This window comes from Bradyrhizobium sp. BRP20 (assembly GCF_020194215.1).
Classification (GTDB): domain Bacteria; phylum Pseudomonadota; class Alphaproteobacteria; order Rhizobiales; family Xanthobacteraceae; genus Bradyrhizobium; species Bradyrhizobium yuanmingense.
The window spans coordinates 130,569-147,391 of record NZ_JADYVY010000015.1 but is presented as its reverse complement, the minus strand read 5'-3'; the positions used below and the strand labels follow the sequence as shown (position 1 = coordinate 147,391).

Annotated in this window: 13 protein-coding genes; 4 read left to right on the top strand and 9 right to left on the bottom strand. The window is 65.4% G+C overall.

Going from position 1 to position 16,823, the window contains the following annotated elements; translation table 11 throughout:
- Window positions 1-5 precede the first annotated feature (5 nt).
- The gene (locus tag I6F33_RS28965; RefSeq protein WP_225144844.1) at window positions 6-959 is read right to left on the bottom strand and encodes a DMT family transporter; all 954 of its coding nucleotides are present in this window, start codon (window positions 957-959) and stop codon (window positions 6-8) included.
- 36 nt (window positions 960-995) lie between these two features.
- Window positions 996-1,490: a Fur family transcriptional regulator gene (locus I6F33_RS28960; protein ID WP_036002259.1), complete on the bottom strand. Its 495-nt coding sequence runs from the start codon at window positions 1,488-1,490 to the stop codon at window positions 996-998.
- A 155-nt stretch (window positions 1,491-1,645) separates the two neighbouring features.
- Here I6F33_RS28960 and I6F33_RS28955 point away from each other — a divergent pair, with 155 nt between their 5' ends.
- The 3 genes from I6F33_RS28955 to I6F33_RS28945 are packed head-to-tail and all read left to right on the top strand — an operon-like array spanning window position 1,646 to window position 4,857.
- Window positions 1,646-2,128 carry a MarR family winged helix-turn-helix transcriptional regulator gene (locus tag I6F33_RS28955; RefSeq protein WP_036002289.1) on the top strand — a complete coding sequence of 161 codons (483 nt, stop codon included), beginning with the start codon at window positions 1,646-1,648 and terminating at the stop codon, window positions 2,126-2,128.
- Entirely contained in the window at window positions 2,121-3,284 is a 1,164-nt protein-coding gene (locus tag I6F33_RS28950; protein WP_225113308.1) for an HlyD family secretion protein, read from the top strand. The genes I6F33_RS28955 and I6F33_RS28950 overlap by 8 nt, the downstream gene beginning before the upstream one ends.
- 16 nt (window positions 3,285-3,300) lie before the next feature.
- On the top strand, window positions 3,301-4,857 hold the full coding sequence (locus I6F33_RS28945; protein ID WP_249789995.1) for an MDR family MFS transporter: 1,557 nt from the start codon (window positions 3,301-3,303) through the stop codon (window positions 4,855-4,857).
- A 64-nt stretch (window positions 4,858-4,921) separates the two neighbouring features.
- Here the strand turns inward: I6F33_RS28945 and I6F33_RS28940 are convergent, their stop codons facing one another.
- From I6F33_RS28940 to pcaF, 6 genes are all read right to left on the bottom strand, one after another.
- Window positions 4,922-5,983 carry an ecdysteroid 22-kinase family protein gene (locus I6F33_RS28940; protein ID WP_225141291.1) on the bottom strand — a complete coding sequence of 354 codons (1,062 nt, stop codon included), beginning with the start codon at window positions 5,981-5,983 and terminating at the stop codon, window positions 4,922-4,924.
- Between the two features lie 70 nt (window positions 5,984-6,053).
- Window positions 6,054-7,742, bottom strand: coding sequence for a methyl-accepting chemotaxis protein (locus I6F33_RS28935; RefSeq protein WP_036023954.1), 1,689 nt, complete (start codon window positions 7,740-7,742; stop codon window positions 6,054-6,056).
- Between the two features lie 264 nt (window positions 7,743-8,006).
- Entirely contained in the window at window positions 8,007-8,609 is a 603-nt protein-coding gene (pcaG, locus tag I6F33_RS28930) for a protocatechuate 3,4-dioxygenase subunit alpha (protein WP_225141294.1), read from the bottom strand.
- The gene (gene pcaH, locus I6F33_RS28925; RefSeq protein WP_109142086.1) at window positions 8,610-9,311 is read right to left on the bottom strand and encodes a protocatechuate 3,4-dioxygenase subunit beta; all 702 of its coding nucleotides are present in this window, start codon (window positions 9,309-9,311) and stop codon (window positions 8,610-8,612) included. It abuts the gene before it with no gap.
- 123 nt (window positions 9,312-9,434) lie between these two features.
- Window positions 9,435-10,328, bottom strand: a complete 894-nt coding sequence (locus tag I6F33_RS28920; protein ID WP_225141296.1) for a dioxygenase — start codon at window positions 10,326-10,328, stop codon at window positions 9,435-9,437.
- Between the two features lie 100 nt (window positions 10,329-10,428).
- Window positions 10,429-11,637 (bottom strand): 3-oxoadipyl-CoA thiolase, encoded by a 1,209-nt coding sequence (gene pcaF, locus I6F33_RS28915; RefSeq protein WP_036002283.1) that lies wholly within the window; start codon window positions 11,635-11,637, stop codon window positions 10,429-10,431.
- Window positions 11,638-11,957: 320 nt separating this feature from the next.
- Here pcaF and mutS point away from each other — a divergent pair, with 320 nt between their 5' ends.
- The gene (mutS, locus tag I6F33_RS28910) at window positions 11,958-14,696 is read left to right on the top strand and encodes a DNA mismatch repair protein MutS (RefSeq protein WP_225141298.1); all 2,739 of its coding nucleotides are present in this window, start codon (window positions 11,958-11,960) and stop codon (window positions 14,694-14,696) included.
- Window positions 14,697-14,816: 120 nt separating this feature from the next.
- Here the strand turns inward: mutS and I6F33_RS28905 are convergent, their stop codons facing one another.
- Window positions 14,817-16,493 carry a PAS domain-containing methyl-accepting chemotaxis protein gene (locus I6F33_RS28905; RefSeq protein ID WP_225144842.1) on the bottom strand — a complete coding sequence of 559 codons (1,677 nt, stop codon included), beginning with the start codon at window positions 16,491-16,493 and terminating at the stop codon, window positions 14,817-14,819.
- Between the last annotated feature and the right edge of the window lie 330 nt (window positions 16,494-16,823).

The following is a 16,823-nucleotide window of genomic DNA, read 5'->3' as shown; positions in this document are numbered from 1 at the left end:
AAATATCAGGTTTTGGTGACGTTCAGCAATGCGTCGCGCGGCGCCGCAACCGATGGGCTGGGACGGTTAACCAGAAAAAGCCCAACAATTACAAGGACGGCTGCGGCCCCGAATGTCAGGCTCAGGGTGTCATGCATGATGAAATAGCTACCCACCACGCCAAACAAAGGGGTGATGAAGGTAAAAGCGGACAATTTGCTGGCCGAATAGGCTTTCACCAGCGCGAACCAAAGCGTGAACGTGGTTCCCACCACCCAGATCGCCTGGAACGCCATCAGGCCAAGCGACAGCGGCGACGGCATGTGCGTGATGGTTTCGCCGAACAGCCAGGCCGCCAGCCCCAGGATCGGGACCGAGGTCGCGACCTGATAGCCCAATGCCTTCTCGGGCGCGGCGAAGCGCAGCCGCGTGCCCTTGGCGACCAGCGTGGTCGCGGCCCACAGCGCAGCGCCCCCGACGATCATGAGATCGCCGAGCAGAACCTGCGAATCGACATTGGGCTGGGGCACGCCGATCGCAAGCGCGACGCCGGCAAAGCTGATGCCAAGGCCGAGCCATTGCGCGCCGCCGAGACGCTCGCCGAGCACCTGGTAGGAGCCGAGCGCCACGAAGAACGGCGCGGTGTAGAGGAACACCACCGCACGAGAAGCAGACGTGAAGTGCAGCCCCTGGAAGATCAACACGAACTCGATGCCGAACATCAGCCCGGCGATCAGGCCGGGCTTCCAGGTGCCGTCACGTTCGAAAAAATTGACACCGCGAAAGGTGCCGATGAGGAACAGCACCGGCAGCGCGCCCATCGAGCGGATGGTGGCCTGGAGCATCGGCGGAATGTCCGGCAGCACCAGCTTCACCGCGATCTGGTTGAATCCCCAGGTCAGGCACAGCATGAGCATCAGGGCGATGGCGCCGGCACTGAGGGGACGACCGGCGGACGGTATGGCTTGAGGTGCGGACATTTCTTCCCAAAAATCCGGCTTTGCGCCGTTGTTGCTTCAAGACATTTTCTGACAATGCGTGCAGACGCCCGTGATCTCCACCACAGACAGCTTTGGCGCGAAGCCTGAGCTGCGCGCGGCGGCGTTGAGGTCCTTGGCGAAGGACGCCGAGGAGATCTCACCGACCAGGCCGCAGCGCTCGCAGATCAGGAACGCCACCGCGGAGGTCGAATCGTGGTCGTGGGCTGCGCAAGCGAGATAGGCGTTGCGGCTTTCGATGCGATGCACGAGGCCGTTGGCCATCAGGAAGTCGAGCGCACGATAGATCGTGATCGGTGCCGGCCGCGCCATCGACTTGGCAAGCTCGTCGATGATTTCGTAGGCGCCGAGCGGGCGGTGGCTGGAGAGCAAAGCACCCAGCACCTGGCGGCGGATCGGCGTGAATTTCTGCGCGCGCTGCTGGCAGACCACCTCGGCATGCGCAAGCGCGTCCGCGGTGCAGCGGCCGTGATCATGGTCGGGCGCGGGGAATGCCGGCTTTGCGAGGCTCATGTCGCGGTCTTCTACCATTTCGGCGGGGGAACCCAAAGCACGACGAGTCGTCCGGCTGCCAGCCATGCTCCTCCCGCGGGACAGCACCGCGCCACCGGTCCGTGAACTAATCATAAGCTTGCTTATAATACCCAAGCTTATTGGAGACGAAGCTCATGAGCCGCGGGTCGGTAGACCAGAATTTCCTGTTCACGCTCGGTGAGCTCTATCGCCTCTTGCGCGTCTATGCCGACAAGGAGGCCTCGCGCTTCGGCATCACCCGGGCGCAATGGGCGGTGCTGGCCAAGGTGGAGCGCAGCGAGGGCATGAAGCAGTCCGAGCTCGCCGAGCTCCTGGAGATGCAGCCGATCACGCTGACACGGCTGATCGACAAGCTCTGCGACAACGACTGGATCGAGCGCCGCAGCGACGCTTCGGATCGCCGGGTCAAGCGCCTGTACCTCAAAAAGGCCGGGCGGCAATTGCTCGGCCGCATGAGCGGCCTGAAGTCGGAGCTGACGGCGAACGCGCTCGACGGCATCAATCCGGCGGACGCGCACCGCCTCCTCACCCAGCTCGAAACCATCAAGGAAAACGTGCGAACCGCGATCCAGGCATCCGGCGCGGAGCAAGCACGCAAGGAGCAGCGCCATGGCTGATCAGGTCGTCAAGTTGCAGCCCGAGCAGAAGAGCGACAGCGGCAAGCCGACCAAGAAGGCCGGCACCGATCCGCGCCGCCGCCTGCTGGCGGGCCTGCGCCGCTATCGCCGTTTCCTGCTCCTGGTCGTGCTGCCTGTCATCGTCGCCATCGGCGGCGTCACCTTCTATCTGCATGGGGGCCGCTATGTCGGCACCGACGATGCCTATGTCGGCGCACAGAAGGTGCTGGTGACACCCGACATCTCCGGCAAGATCCTGAAAGTCATCGTCAAGGAAGGCCAGTCGGTCAAGCGCGGCGACGAACTGTTCGAGATCGACCCGGTTCCTTTCCGCCTCGCGGTCGAGGAGACCAAGGCGCAGCTCGCGCAGGCGCGCACGACCTATGACAACCTCGTCGCCAACATCAAGATCTACGGCGACATGTTGGGCCTCGCCCAGCAGGGCATCGATCTGAAGCAGCGCGACGTCGAGCGCAAGCAGGCGCTGGTGAAGAACAATTTCGGCTCCCAGCTCGATCTCGACAACGCCTCCAACGCACTGGTCACCGCCGGGGCGCAGGCGCAGTACATCAAGCAGCAGCTCTCCAACGCAAAGACCCAGCTGCTCGGCAACCCTGATCTGCCGCTCGAGCAATTCCCGCCCTACGCTCAGGCAAAAGCCAAGCTGGATGACGCGCAGCGCAACCTCGACCACACCGTGCTGCGCGCGCCGATGGATGGAGTGGCGACGCAGGTCGAGCAGATTCAGCTCGGCCGCTATGTGCCCGCCGGCACGCCGGTGTTCTCCATCATCGACGTCGCCCATCCCTGGGTCGACGCCAATCCGAAGGAGAGCGACCTCACCTATGTCACCGAAGGCCAGTCCGTCACGCTCGAGGTCGACGCATTCCCGAACCATGTGTTCAAGGGCAAGATCGGCTCGCTCTCGCCCGGCACCGGCGCGCAATTCGCGATCCTGCCGCCGCAGAACGCCATGGGCAATTTCGTCAAGGTGGTGCAGCGCGTGCCGATCCGCATCTATTTCGACGAGACCGACAAATATGTGCGGAAGCTGAAAGCCGGCATGAGCGTCTACGCCACCATCGACACCGGTCATCGGCGGTCGCTTGCCGGCCTGCTCGGCCTGTCCGCGACCGCGGGCCAGGATAAAGAATAAGACAAGGAATGGCGCGATGTCCGGCCCCCATGCCAGCCCGATGGTCCCCGGCCTGCGCCGGAACATGGTGACGATCTGCGCCATGACCGCGACCATCATGCAGGCGCTGGACACCACCATCGCCAACGTCGCGCTGCCCTACATGCAGGGCACGCTGTCGGCCTCGCAGGACCAGATCAACTGGGTGCTGACCTCCTACATCGTCGCCGCCGCGATCATGACGGCGCCGGTGGGCTGGATCGCCAACCGCTTCGGCCGCAAGCGCATCTTCATCATCTGCTCGGCCGGCTTCACCATGGCGTCGGTGCTGTGCGGCCTCGCGCAGGACATCAACCAGATGGTGCTGTTCCGCCTGCTGCAGGGCGTGTTCGGCGCAGCGCTGGTACCGCTGTCGCAATCGGTCATGCTCGACTATTACACGCTTCAGGAACGCGCCAAGGCGATGGCGATCTGGGGGATGGGCGTGATGATGGGTCCGATCATGGGACCGTCGCTGGGAGCCTGGCTCACCGAGACCTATTCCTGGCACTGGGTGTTCTTCGTCAACCTGCCGTTCGGCATCATCACCGTGCTCGGGCTGGTCGTCTTCATGGACGAGACCAGGAAGGATTTCAGCCTCAAATTCGACTGGTTCGGCTTCGCCGCGCTGGCGGTCGCGATCGGCGCGCTCCAGCTCGCGCTCGACCGCGGTGAGCAATTGGGCTGGCTGGAATCGAACGAGATCCTCGCCGAGTTCATCGTCTCGGCCGTCGCGTTCTACTTCTTCCTCGCGCATTCCTTCACGACCTCGACCCCGTTCATCCGCTTCGCCCTGTTCCGGGACCGCAACTTCGTCACCGGCTGCCTGTTCATGATCGTGATGGGGCTCGTCCTGTTCTCGACCATGGCACTCGCCTCGCCCTACATGCAGAACGTGATCGGCTATCCCATCATCACCGCCGGCCTGCTGCTGGCGACCCGCGGCATCGGCACCTTCTTCGCCATGATGCTGGTCGGCCGCATGATGCGTTATATCGAGGCGCGCACGCTGATCATCTGCGGCCTGACGCTGACGGCGGGCTCGCTGTTCCAGATGACCGGCTGGACCGATCTGACCCAGGTGCCGGAGATCGTCACCGTCAGCGTCATCCAGGGTTTTGGCTTCGGCCTCGTCTTCGTGCCGCTCTCGACCGTGGCGTTCCTGACGCTGTCGAACGAGCTGCGCACCGACGGCACCGCGATGCTGACCCTGATGCGCAACGTCGCGAGCTCGGTCGGCATTTCCGTCGTCATCGCGCAATTGACGCAAGGCACGCGATGGACCTACGCGATCCTGTCCGAGCACATCAACCCGTTCAACCACGCACTGCAGATGCCCGGCGTCAACGGCATCATCAATCTGTCGACCGACACCGGCCGCGCCATGGCCGACAGAATGGTCAACGTGCAGGCGCAGATCATCGCCTTCGCGCACGACTACCAGCTGGTGATGCTCTTCATCCTCTGCACCATCCCGCTCGCTTTGCTGATCGGCTCGACCAAAGCCACGCTGCGCAAGCAGGCGGCGGGGCCGGAGCATGCGGTGATGGAGTAGCGGATCTCGGGCCCCGGACGCAGCGCAGCGCTACACGTTGCACCGCGTCCGGGACACAACAGCGCTACAACAGCTCCTCGCAGCCCAAATCATCCACGGCCGCAAACGCCCGCTCCAGATTATTCCACCAGATCAGCGGCGGGAGGTTGATGCTCCACTGCCAGACCGGCCGCGTGATTTGCCAGAGCACCGCCCAGCGGTAGTCGCGATCGAGCGCGCCGCGCGTGTAGCCGGTGATACCGCTTTCGACCAGCGTGTCATGGTAGAGATTGAGCAGCAGCCGTTCGAGCGCGTGCCGGCGTTCCGGATACCAATGCATCGCCATCATGTAGGCGAGGTCGTGGGTCGGAACGTTGATGCTCCAAAGATCGAAATCGAAGATGCGAACGGTGTCGTCGACGCCCGTGCGCGGCAGCAGGAAATTCCAGACATGGGCGTCGCCATGGGTGATGCTGAGGTGGCGGCGTGAATGGTAACGCTGGGACAGCCGCTCCGACTGGTCGATGAGCCGACGGTAGATGATCCGCCGCTCCTCGCCGAGGCGATCGCCGAGGAGATCGGCAAAGCGATCGTAATGTCCCGCAAACGTCTCCATCCGTTGCGCGCTGTCCTCCACGCTCGCCCAGGTGCCGACGGTGTCGCCGAGGCTCGGATGGTCCCACCAGGCTGCGTGCCAGCGCGCCAGCGTGGTGACGATGGCGAGGGTCTGCTCGCGCGACGGCGGCACGGGCCAGGTTGTCGCGACCTCGTGGCTGTCGGTGAGATCCTCCAGCAGCAGATGCCAGGCGAGGCTGTCCTCGTCGAAATGCCCGTCAAAGCAGTGCGGGACGAGTCCCGGCGGCATCTTGGGCAGCAGCTGCGTGTAATAGTCCACCTCGCGCCGGCCGCCATCGGCGAGGCGCTTGGCGAAGGCGGAATTTGGAGTCTTCAGGATCAGCGACTGCGGAGCACCGGCGGATTCGCCGACATAGCGCAGCCCGAGCCTGACGATATGCGACACCACTGTGTCGCGCTGATGCAGCACCTTCACCTCGCGGACGGCGCCTGCATCCAGCGCGCCGCCCCGGCGCAGCGCGGCCGTCAGTCGGGCGGGCTCAACGACCGCCGGCAATTGTGGAGATGTCATGAACCACGATGCCCCTGTCCCGCGTCATACTGCACGATCACATGCCCGGGCACCAGCGGCTGCCGCCGGCTCAGGCTGCGGCGGTCGAGTCGCGCACCGTCCGCACAACAATCGCGCGCAGTTGATCGAGATTGGCCGTCATCCCGGCGATCGCCTGCCTCACATCCGCGGCGCGCTGGTTGACGGAGGCGGCATCGCGGCTGACGTCGCCGATCTTGGCCGAGACCTCCTGTGCGGCGGAGGCCGATTCGGAAATCGACCGCGTGATCTCCCGGGTCGCGGCATCCTGCTGTTCCATTGCGGCAGCGACCGATGTCGCCACGCCGTCGATCTCGATGATGTGGCCTCCCATGGCCTCGACGGCGTCAACCGCGGCCTGCGTCGAGGCCTGGATCTCTGCAATCAGCCGGCCGATCTCCTCGGTGGACTTGGCAGTCTGGTCGGACAGGGACTTCACCTCGGCGGCAACCACCGCGAAGCCGCGGCCGGCCTCGCCGGCGCGCGCCGCCTCGATCGTCGCGTTGAGCGCGAGGAGGTTGGTCTGGCCTGCGATGCCGCCGATGAGGTCGGAGACCTCCGCGATCTTCTTCACCGATCCGGCCAGCGCCTGAATGGTCGAACGCGCCTGCTCGCGGCCGGCGACGGCCGATTTGGTGACGGTGCTGGTCCGCGCGACCTGGCTCGTGATCTCGCGGATCGAGGCGCTCAACTCTTCGGCCGCAGCGGAGACGGCCTGCGAGCTGCCGAGCGCCTGGGTCGAGGCCGCCGCCACCGCCTGCGACTGCGCAGAGAGCGACTTTGCGATCTCAGAGAGGCCGGAGGCGGCTTGCTCCACGCCCTGCGTCGCCGCAGTCGCGGTATCGACCGAGCGGCCGGTCTCGCGCTCGACCGTTTCGGCCATCTGGTGCAGGGCGGAGCGCTTGGCGAGCGCCGCCGCCCGTTCCTGCCGCAACTGCTCCTCGCGCAGACGGGAGTTCTCGACCGCCGCCTGCTTGAACACCACAAGCGCGCCCGCCATCGAGCCGACCTCGTCCTGGCGCTGCGCGAACGGAATCTCGGCGGCGAGATCGCCGGTCGCGAGCTTCTGCATCGTGTCCGTCATGCGCACGATCGGGCGCACCACGCCGAGGGCAACACCCAGCAGGCCGGCGGTAACGAAGGCGAGGACGGCGATGGAGACGCCGAGGAGGATATAGAGCATCGCGCTGTCGCGGTCCGCGGCCAGCTTCTCCATGGCGGCATTCCGCTTGTTAGCACTCTCGACGATGCTGTCGATGACGGCGCGATGCGCGGTATAGGCCTCCTTGAGCTGCGCATAGACGCGCTCGGAAGCCGCCGCGTCCTTGGCCTTGAGGGCGGGCAGAAGCTGATCCGATGCCTTCCAGAATTTCTGCACCTCCGCATCGGATTTCGACACCAGCGCGGTCTTGAGGTCGGCCGAGAGGCTGGAGGAGACCCAGAACGCCTTGCGCTCGTCGTAGTCCTTGCGGAGCTGGACCAGACGCTCGCCGTGGGCCGCCAGCTGATCCGGCTCGCGCATGGCCAGCGTCGCCTCGAGATAGGCTTCGATGATGTATTCGGGCGGCGGCAGGATGTCGGCGATGAGGTCATTGCCGAGCTTGATGTCGGAATAGAGCGGACCGCCGACCTTGAGCTCTTTTAGGGCGTACAGGCTGGTCGAAACAACGGCGGCGAAACCAATGGCGAGAACGATGCCAAACGCGACGATCGCAGAGGACAAGGACAGACGAAATTTCATGAAACAATCCAGGTCGGCGTCGAAACTGCGGCCACCCTAGACGACTACGGTAAATACGGGATTGATTCGCGCCGGAATTGTATTTCACGAACCCCGCATGAATACGGAGATTAGGCGTCAAGTCATCGGTATTGAGTCAGCGAGGCTGACGCACAACCGCGCAAAAATCAACGTTCGAGTCTGATGCGGCAACGCAGCACCGGCTCCGATGCGCCGAATGAGATATGTGTGCCGAGGAGCAGGCCTCCCCGGCACGCCCTGCCCTCATACGTCGAAGAACACCGTCTCGTTGTCGCCCTGCAGGTGCAGGTCGAGCCGGTAGACCGGCTTGCCGGCCTCGCGGACCGCAGTGAGCGTGGCGCGGCGGTCAGCCGGCACCAGCGCCAGCACGGGATCGGCGGCGTTGCCGGCCTCGTCGCTGAAATAGATGCGGGCGTAGAGATGCCTGAGCATGCCGCGGCCAAACACCGCAACCAGGATGTGCGGCGCCTGCGGCTTGCCAGCAGGATCGGGCACGACACCCGGCTTGATGGTCTCGAAGGAATAGTTGCCGTCCTTGTCAGTGCCGCAGCGGGCAAAGCCGCGGAAGCTCGCATTCGGCAGCGCGCGCTTGTCCTGGGGATCGGCAAAGCGGCCCTGCGCATCCGCCTGCCAGATCTCCAGCATGCAATCGGGGACGGCCACGCCGTCGCCATCGAACACCCGGCCCTCGATGCGGATGCGATCGCCGGTGACATCGGGCGTCAGCGTCGAATTGGTGAACGCGTCGTTCCAGGCGTACTCGCCGGTCGGCGTCAGGCCGTATTTGAAGAACGGACCGACCGTCTGCGATGGGGTGATCCCGTCGGGCTTCGCGGACTCTTGCACTTAATGGTTCTCCATGGGGGTGGCGTCCTTGCCGCGCAGCACGATGTCGAAGCGGTAGCACAGCGCCCATTCGGGCTGGGTATTCTCCAAGTCGAACGACGAGACCATCCGCGCTCGCGCCTTCTCGTCCGGCACCGAGTTGAAGATCGGGTCGAACGGGAACAAGGGGTCGTTCGGGAAATACATCTGCGTCACCAGGCGCGTGACGAAGGAATGGCCGAACACCGACAGATGGATGTGCGCTGGACGCCAGGCATTGTGGTGATTGCCCCAAGGGTAGGCGCCAGGCTTGATCGTCACGAAGCGATAATAGCCGGACGCATCGCTCACGGTGCGGCCCGCGCCGGTGAAATTCGGATCGAGCGGCGCCGGATGCTGATCACGGACGTGGACATAACGGCCGCAGGAATTGGCCTGCCAGATCTCGACGAGCGAGTTCGGCACGCCGCGGCCGTCCTCGTCGCGCACATGGCCATGCACGATGATGCGCTCGCCGAGCGGCTCGCCCGCGTGCTGGCGGGTGAGGTCGTTGTCGCCCTCGCGCACGGTCTCGTGGCCGTAGACCGGCCCGGTCAGCTCCGACAGCGTATGGGGCATCGGAATCAAGGGCTTGTTCGGCGCGCGCTTGATCGAGCTCTTGTAGTCGGGCGACAGCGGCAGCGGATGCGCCGCGTTGCTGCCGGTGGGATAGATGAATGTCATTGGCGAACTCCTCCCCGGCCGTTTTCGGTCCGGCCGGTCAACTCTTCCGCCAATCATTATAGGATATAACTAATTTGGGAAAGCCGGTTTGGCGGCGTTCCCGCGCATGGCAGCCGGCCGCTGCTACCTGATCGGCGCACGCGGAAGCACGGCCTCTCCGGCCTCGAGCCGGTAGGTATGGTCGAGCGAATACCAGGGCAATGAGGCGTCCTTCGCCGTCGGATGCGGCGTATCGTGGCGCACGAACTTGCCGATCAGCGCCTGTGTCACACCGAACTGCACGTCGCTGTCGATATGGGGGTCGCTGGGATCATAGACCTGCGAGATCAGCACCTTGAATCCCGGCTTGAAGATCAGGGCATGCAGATGCGCGGGACGATAGGGGTGGCGGGCCTGCGCCGCGAGCAGGCGGCCGACGACACCATCGGTCGGAATGGGATAGCCGACCATCATCACCGAGCGGAAGGAAAAGCGCCCGTCAGAATCGGTCGTGAACTTGCCGCGCAGGTTCATGTCGGCCTGCTCGGGGTCCTGGTTCTCGTAGAGGCCGACCGGCGAGGCGTGCCAGACATCGACCTCGGCACCCCCGACGGGCCGGCCGTCCTTGCCAGTGACGTGGCCGCTGACGAACAGCGTGGCCCCCGGTGTCTCCGAGCGCACGATCGATCCGCCATTCTCGACCCGGGGCGAATTCAACCGCCAGAACGGCCCGAGCAATGATTGATCGGTCTCCGTATTGCCTTGATCGCCGTTGTTGAGCAGGCACACCAGCGAGGAGACGCCGAGCGACCCCGCCATCAGCACGACTTCGTTATGCGTGTCGGTGGTCAGCTTGCCGAGCTCGGCCACAATCGCCGCGGCGTCGCGGAACTCCTTCTCGGTCAGCCTGACATCGCGGACGAAGGCGTGCAAATGCTTGACCAGGGAGAGCATGATCTCGCGCAGCCGCGGATCGGATGTCCGCTCCATTACCGCCAGGGCCGCGGCCGTGACGTCCTTCTCGCGCTCGATGATCACAGGCTATTTTCTCCCTGTCTTTCCGGAACGCGAGAGAAATGCGCGAGCCCGGGCTCTTCGCCTATCCCCGCAAAGAGCGGGGAGAGGCGAAGGAGAGAGTTCAATTCAGCTTTTCGATCGCGACCGCGACGCCCTGACCGACGCCGACGCACATCGTGGCGAGTGCGAGCTTGCCGCCGCGCTTCTCCATGCCGTGCACGGCGGTGAGCGCGAGGCGGGCGCCGCTCATGCCGAGCGGATGGCCAAGCGCGATGGCACCGCCATGCGGATTGACGAAATCGGCGTCATCGGCGACGCCGAGCTGGCGCATGCAGGCGATGCCCTGCGAAGCGAAAGCTTCGTTCAGCTCGATCAGGTCGAAATCGCTGATCTTCTTAGCCAGCCGTTCCATCAGCTTGCGGGTCGCCGGCACCGGGCCGATGCCCATGATCCGCGGCGGCACGCCGGCCGAGGCGAGCCCGAGGATGCGGGCGCGGGGCGTAAGGCCGTGCTTCCTGACCGCGGCTTCCGAGGCCAGGATCATTGCGGCGGCGCCGTCATTGACGCCGGAGGCATTGCCGGCGGTGACGGTGCCGGGATTGCGCACGATCGGCTTCAGCTTGGCGAGACCTTCCAGCGTGGTCTCGGGGCGCGGATGCTCGTCCTTGTCGATGGTGATCGGGCCGGCCTTGCCGCCGGGAATGGTGATGGGCGTGATTTCTTCCGCGAAATAGCCGGCGGCGATCGCTGCGCCTGCGCGCTGCTGCGAGCGGATGGCGAAGGCGTCCTGGTCCGCGCGCGAGACCTGGAACTCCTCGGCGACGTTCTCGCCGGTCTCCGGCATCGCATCGACGCCATACTGCGCCTTCAGCAGCGGATTGATGAAGCGCCAGCCGATCGTGGTGTCGAAGATTTCGGCCGAGCGCGAGAAGGCTTCCTGCGCCTTGCCCATCACGAAGGGCGCGCGGGTCATCGATTCGACGCCGCCGGCAATCGCGAGATCGATCTCGCCGGAACGAATGGCGCGGCCCGCGGCGCCGACCGCATCGAGGCCCGAGGCGCAGAGCCGGTTCAGAGTCTGGCCGGGAACCGAATCCGGCAGGCCCGCCAGCAGCAGCGCCATGCGCGCGACGTTGCGATTGTCCTCGCCGGCCTGGTTGGCGCAGCCGAAGAACACCTCGTCCACCTGTGCCCAATCGAGATTGGGGTGCTTGGCCATCAGCGCCTTGATCGGGGCGGCGGCGAGATCGTCGGCGCGCACCTTGGCGAGCGAGCCGCCGAAACGGCCGATCGGGGTCCGCACGGCATCGCAGATAAAGACGTCACGCATCGTTGTTCTCCCTGAATGCCGCGATCCGGCCAAATTCTTCAATGTCGGCGGAGTTTTAGGAGGGCGCCCGCGGCAGGTCAATTGACGGTTTCGCGGAGCAGACGTCATTCCGGGGCGCGCCATTTGGCGCAAACCCGGAATCCATTTGTCGGCGTGACGTGCGGCCCGATGGATTCGGGGCCTGCGCCGTTCCGGCGCATCCCGGAATGACGGCGGAAAATGTGGCAGCCGCATGCGCTACACGGACAACGTGGAAAACCTTCGCTTCCCCGGCAAAGCAAATAGGAGCAGGTGCCGAAATTTTGTAGGTTGCGCCGCCCATGACGATGCAACAGCCGATACAAGTTCCGCCCGCCGATGACACGCCCGCGCCGCAGGCCGAGGCTGCCGCGCGCGTCACGCCGATGATGGAGCAGTATCTGGAGATCAAGGCGGCGCATCAGGGCTTGCTGCTGTTCTACCGGATGGGCGACTTCTACGAGCTGTTCTTCGAGGATGCCGAGATCGCTTCAAAGACGCTCGGCATCGTCCTGACCAAGCGCGGCAAGCACCAGGGCGCGGATATCCCGATGTGCGGCGTGCCGGTCGAGCGCTCAGAGGATTATCTGCATCGTCTCATCAGCGCCGGGCATCGGGTCGCGGTCTGCGAGCAGACCGAGGATCCCGCGGCGGCGAAAGCGCGCGGCAACAAGAGCGTGGTACGCCGCGGCGTGGTGCGGCTGGTGACGCCGGGCACGCTGACCGAGGACACACTGCTGGATGCGCGCGCCAATAATTACCTGCTGGCGATCGCGCGCGCCCGCTCCTCCGCCGGCGGCGACCGCTTCGGCCTTGCCTGGATCGACATCTCGACGGCCGAATTCATGGTCACCGAGGTCTCGGGCGGCGAGCTCGCCGCGACGCTGGCGCGCATCAACCCGAACGAGGCGATCGTCACCGACGCGCTCTTTGGCGACAACGAGCTCGGCCAGACCTTGCGCGAGCTGCCGGCCGTGACGCCGCTGACTCGCGACGTCTTCGACGGCGCCACCGCCGAGAAGCGGCTCTGCGACTACTTTGCCGTCGCGACCATGGACGGGCTCGCGCAGCTGACGCGCCTGGAGGCCACCGCGGCGGCCGCCGCCGTCACCTATGTCGACCGCACCCAGGTCGGCAAGCATCCGCCGCTCTCGCCGCCCGCGCGCGAAGCCTCGGGTGCGACCATGGCGATCGATCCGGCGACGCGCGCCAATCTCGAGCTGACGCGCACGCTCGCCGGCGAACGCCGCGGCTCGCTACTCGATGCCATCGACTGCACCGTGACCTCGGCAGGCTCCCGCCTGCTGGCGCAGCGTCTGGCCGCGCCGCTGACCGATGCGCCTGCGATCGCGCGGCGGCTAGACGCGGTCAGCACCTTCGTGGCCGATTCCGCCGCGCGCGAGGACATCCGCAGCATCCTGCGCGGCGCGCCCGACATGTCGCGCGCTCTGGCCAGACTCTCGGTCGGCCGCGGCGGGCCGCGCGACCTCGCCGGCATCCGCGACGGCATCATCGCCGCCGACCAGGTGCTGACGCGGCTCTCCGAAATGGATCAGCCGCCGCAGGAGATCGCGGCGGTGATGGCAGCGCTGCAGCGGCCGTCGCGCGCGCTCGCAGCCGAGTTCGCCAGCGCGCTGGACGAGCAGCTGCCGCTGATCAAGCGCGACGGCGGCTTCGTGCGTCAGGGCTACGAGCCGGCGCTGGACGAAGCGCGAAACCTGCGCGATGCCTCGCGTCTGGTCGTGGCCTCGATGCAGGCCCGTTACGCCGATGCGACCTCCGTCAAAGGCCTCAAGATCCGGCACAACAACGTGCTCGGCTATTTCGTCGAGGTCACCGCCCAGCACGGCGACAAGCTGATGTCGCCGCCGCTGAACGCGACCTTCATCCATCGCCAGACGCTGGCGGGACAGGTGCGCTTCACCACGTCCGAGCTCGGCGAGATCGAGGCCAAGATCGCCAATGCCGGCGACCGAGCGCTCGGCCTCGAGCTCGATATCTTCGAGCGGCTCTGCGCCAAGGCGCTCGCGATCAGCGACGATCTGCGGGCCGCAGCGCAAGGCTTTGCGCTGCTCGACGTCGCGACCTCGCTGGCCAAGCTCGCTGTCGACGAGAACTATGTGCGGCCCGAGGTCGACGGCTCGCTCAGCTTTGCCATCGAGGCCGGCCGCCATCCCGTGGTCGAGCAGGCGCTCAAGCGCAACGGCGAGCCGTTCATCGCCAACGCCTGCGACCTGTCGCCTGCGCCGGCCCAGAGGTCCGGCCAGCTCTGGCTGCTCACCGGTCCCAACATGGCCGGTAAATCGACCTTCCTGCGCCAGAACGCGCTGATCGCCTTGATGGCCCAGATCGGCAGCTTCGTGCCGGCGACGCGCGCGCGGATCGGCATCGTCGACCGCCTGTTCTCGCGCGTCGGCGCCGCCGATGATCTCGCCCGCGGCCGCTCCACCTTCATGGTGGAGATGGTCGAGACCGCGGCGATCCTGAACCAGGCCGGCGAGCGCTCGCTCGTCATCCTGGATGAGATCGGCCGCGGCACCGCGACCTTCGACGGCCTCTCGATCGCCTGGGCCGCGATCGAGCATCTGCACGAGAGCAACCGCTGCCGAACCTTGTTCGCGACGCATTATCACGAGCTGACCGCGCTCGCGGCGAAACTGCCGCGGATGTTCAACGCCACGGTGCGGGTGAAGGAATGGCAGGGCAACGTCGTGTTCCTGCACGAGGTGCTGCCGGGCTCGGCCGACCGCTCCTACGGCATCCAGGTGGCGAAACTCGCCGGCCTGCCGCCGGCGGTGATCACGCGCGCCAAATCGGTGCTGTCCAAGCTGGAGGCGCAGGACCGCGGCCAGACCGCGCGAGCCCTGGTGGACGATCTGCCGCTGTTCGCTGTCCCTTCGCGCGCCGCCACTGAAGCCGCGCCGCCGAGCGAAGCGGAGCTGCTGATGGAGGCGGTGAAGGCGCTGCACCCCGACGAGATGTCGCCGCGCGAGGCGCTCGATGCTCTGTATGCGCTGAAGGCGAAACTGCCGAAGCAGTGACGGTGCCGTCGGGTGGGCGAAGCGGAGCGTGCCCACCGCTCCATGAAGCGATCGGGGAGAGATGGTGGGCACGGCGCGCAAAGAGCGCACCTTTGCCCACCCTGCAATTCCGAGCCCGGCCTAGCCCCGCGCCGCGATCGCCGCGGCTTCCGCGGCGGCGCGCTGCATGCTGGTCGACATCTCGTTGGTCACCGTGCTCTGCTCCTCGATCGCGGCGGCGGTCGAGGTCACGTACTCGCTGACATTGTTGATCGCCTGCTTGATCGAGCCGAGCGCGCTGACGACGTCGCCGGAGATGCTGTTGAGGCTGCCGATCTCCTGGCCGATCTTGTCGGTCGCCTGCTTGGCCTGGTTGGCGAGGCTCTTGACCTCGGAAGCGACCACCGCGAAGCCGCGGCCGGCCTCGCCCGCGCGCGCCGATTCGATCGTGGCGTTGAGCGCGAGCAGGTTGATCTGCCCCGTGATGTTGTTGATCATCTCGACGATGCCGCTCATCGCCTGCGCGGCCTCGGTGAGGCGCTGGGCCTGCGCGTCGGCGGCGCCGACCTGCTCGACCGCGCCCATCGCGGTCTCGCGCGACTTGGTCATGGCCTCGGAGATCTCCCGCACCGAGGCGTTGAGCTCCTCCGAGCCGGCGGCGACCGATTCCATCATGCCCCGCACGCGCTCGTTGCCCATGCGGACCAGGACCTGCTTGGTGACGTCGGTGGCGTATTTCACGACCTTGAACGGCTTGCCGTTGAGGTCGAGGATCGGATTGTAGGAGGCCTGGATGTAGACCTCCTTGCCGCCCTTGCCGATGCGCTTGTACTCCGCCGCCTGGTACTGGCCACGATTGAGCGCGGCCCAGAACTCGCGATAGCCGGCACCGTCGCGCTCGGAGGGCTCGACGAACATGCTGTGGTGGCGGCCCTTGATCTCGGCCAGCGAATAGCCGAGCGCGCCGAGAAAGTTGGCGTTGGCGGTGATGATCGTGCCGTCCATGTTGAACTCGATCACAGCCTGGGCCTTGTCGATCGCCGCGATCTGGCCGGCGAGATCGGCATTCTTCAGCTTCTCCGCGGTGACGTCGGTCGCGAACTTGACCACGCCGTACGGCCTGCCGTTTTCGTCGAGCAACGGATTGTAGGAGGCAAGGATCCAGACCTCGCGGCCCCCCTTGCCGATGCGCTTGAACTCGCCGGCCTGGTATTCGCCGCGGTTGAGCGCGGCCCAGAATTCGCGATAGGCCGGGCTGTTTCGGTCGGCCTCGGCCACGAACAGGCTATGATGCTTGCCCTTGATCTCGTCGAGCGAATAGCCGAGCGCCTTGCAGAAGTTCTCGTTGGCCGAGACGATGATGCCGTCGAGATTGAACTCGATGACGGCCTGGGCGCGGCTGATGGCAGCGATCTTGGAGGCGTCCGTCATGCTGCGGATCTTCTTCGCGGTGATGTCGGTCGCAATCTTGGCGACCATCACCGTCTTGCCGTTGCCGTCGAGCACCGGATTGTAGGATGCCTCGATCCAGACCTCGTGGCCGTCTTTCGCGATCCGCTTGAACTCGCGCGCCTGATACTCGCCACGGTTCAATGCAGCCCAGAACGCCTTGTACTCGGCGCTGTCGCGCTGGTCGGCCGGCACGAACATCGAGTGATGCTTGCCCTGGATCTCCTCGAGCCGGTAGCCGAGTGCGTCGAGAAAATTCTTGTTGGCCGTGACGATCGTCCCATCAAGATTGAACTCGATCATCGCCTGCGAACGGCCGATGGCATCGAGCCGCGATTGTGCATCAGTGTGGGATTTACGGCCGAACATCAGGAAATCTCCATCTCGAATTGAGCCGAAGGGGATATGCTCGTCAGTATCGAGGAACTGATCGTGCAGCAGTGCTGACATATTCCAATCTGCGTCTCCCCCAGATCCGATTGGAAGGTCCGTCGCGATGGTCGGACAGCAACGAAGCGGGCGAGCAGCCTGATTCTTTACGGCAAAAGCTCGAACAAAGTTCTAATTTTACTGTCGGGAATTCGACGGGGGTTATCAGCATGTCAGCGCGAGGAGCCGCTGGAGCTCACACCGGAACAGTACGGCAGGACTTGAAATGATGGCGCTCATTCAACGGTTGATCCGAGCGGGCCACATCGG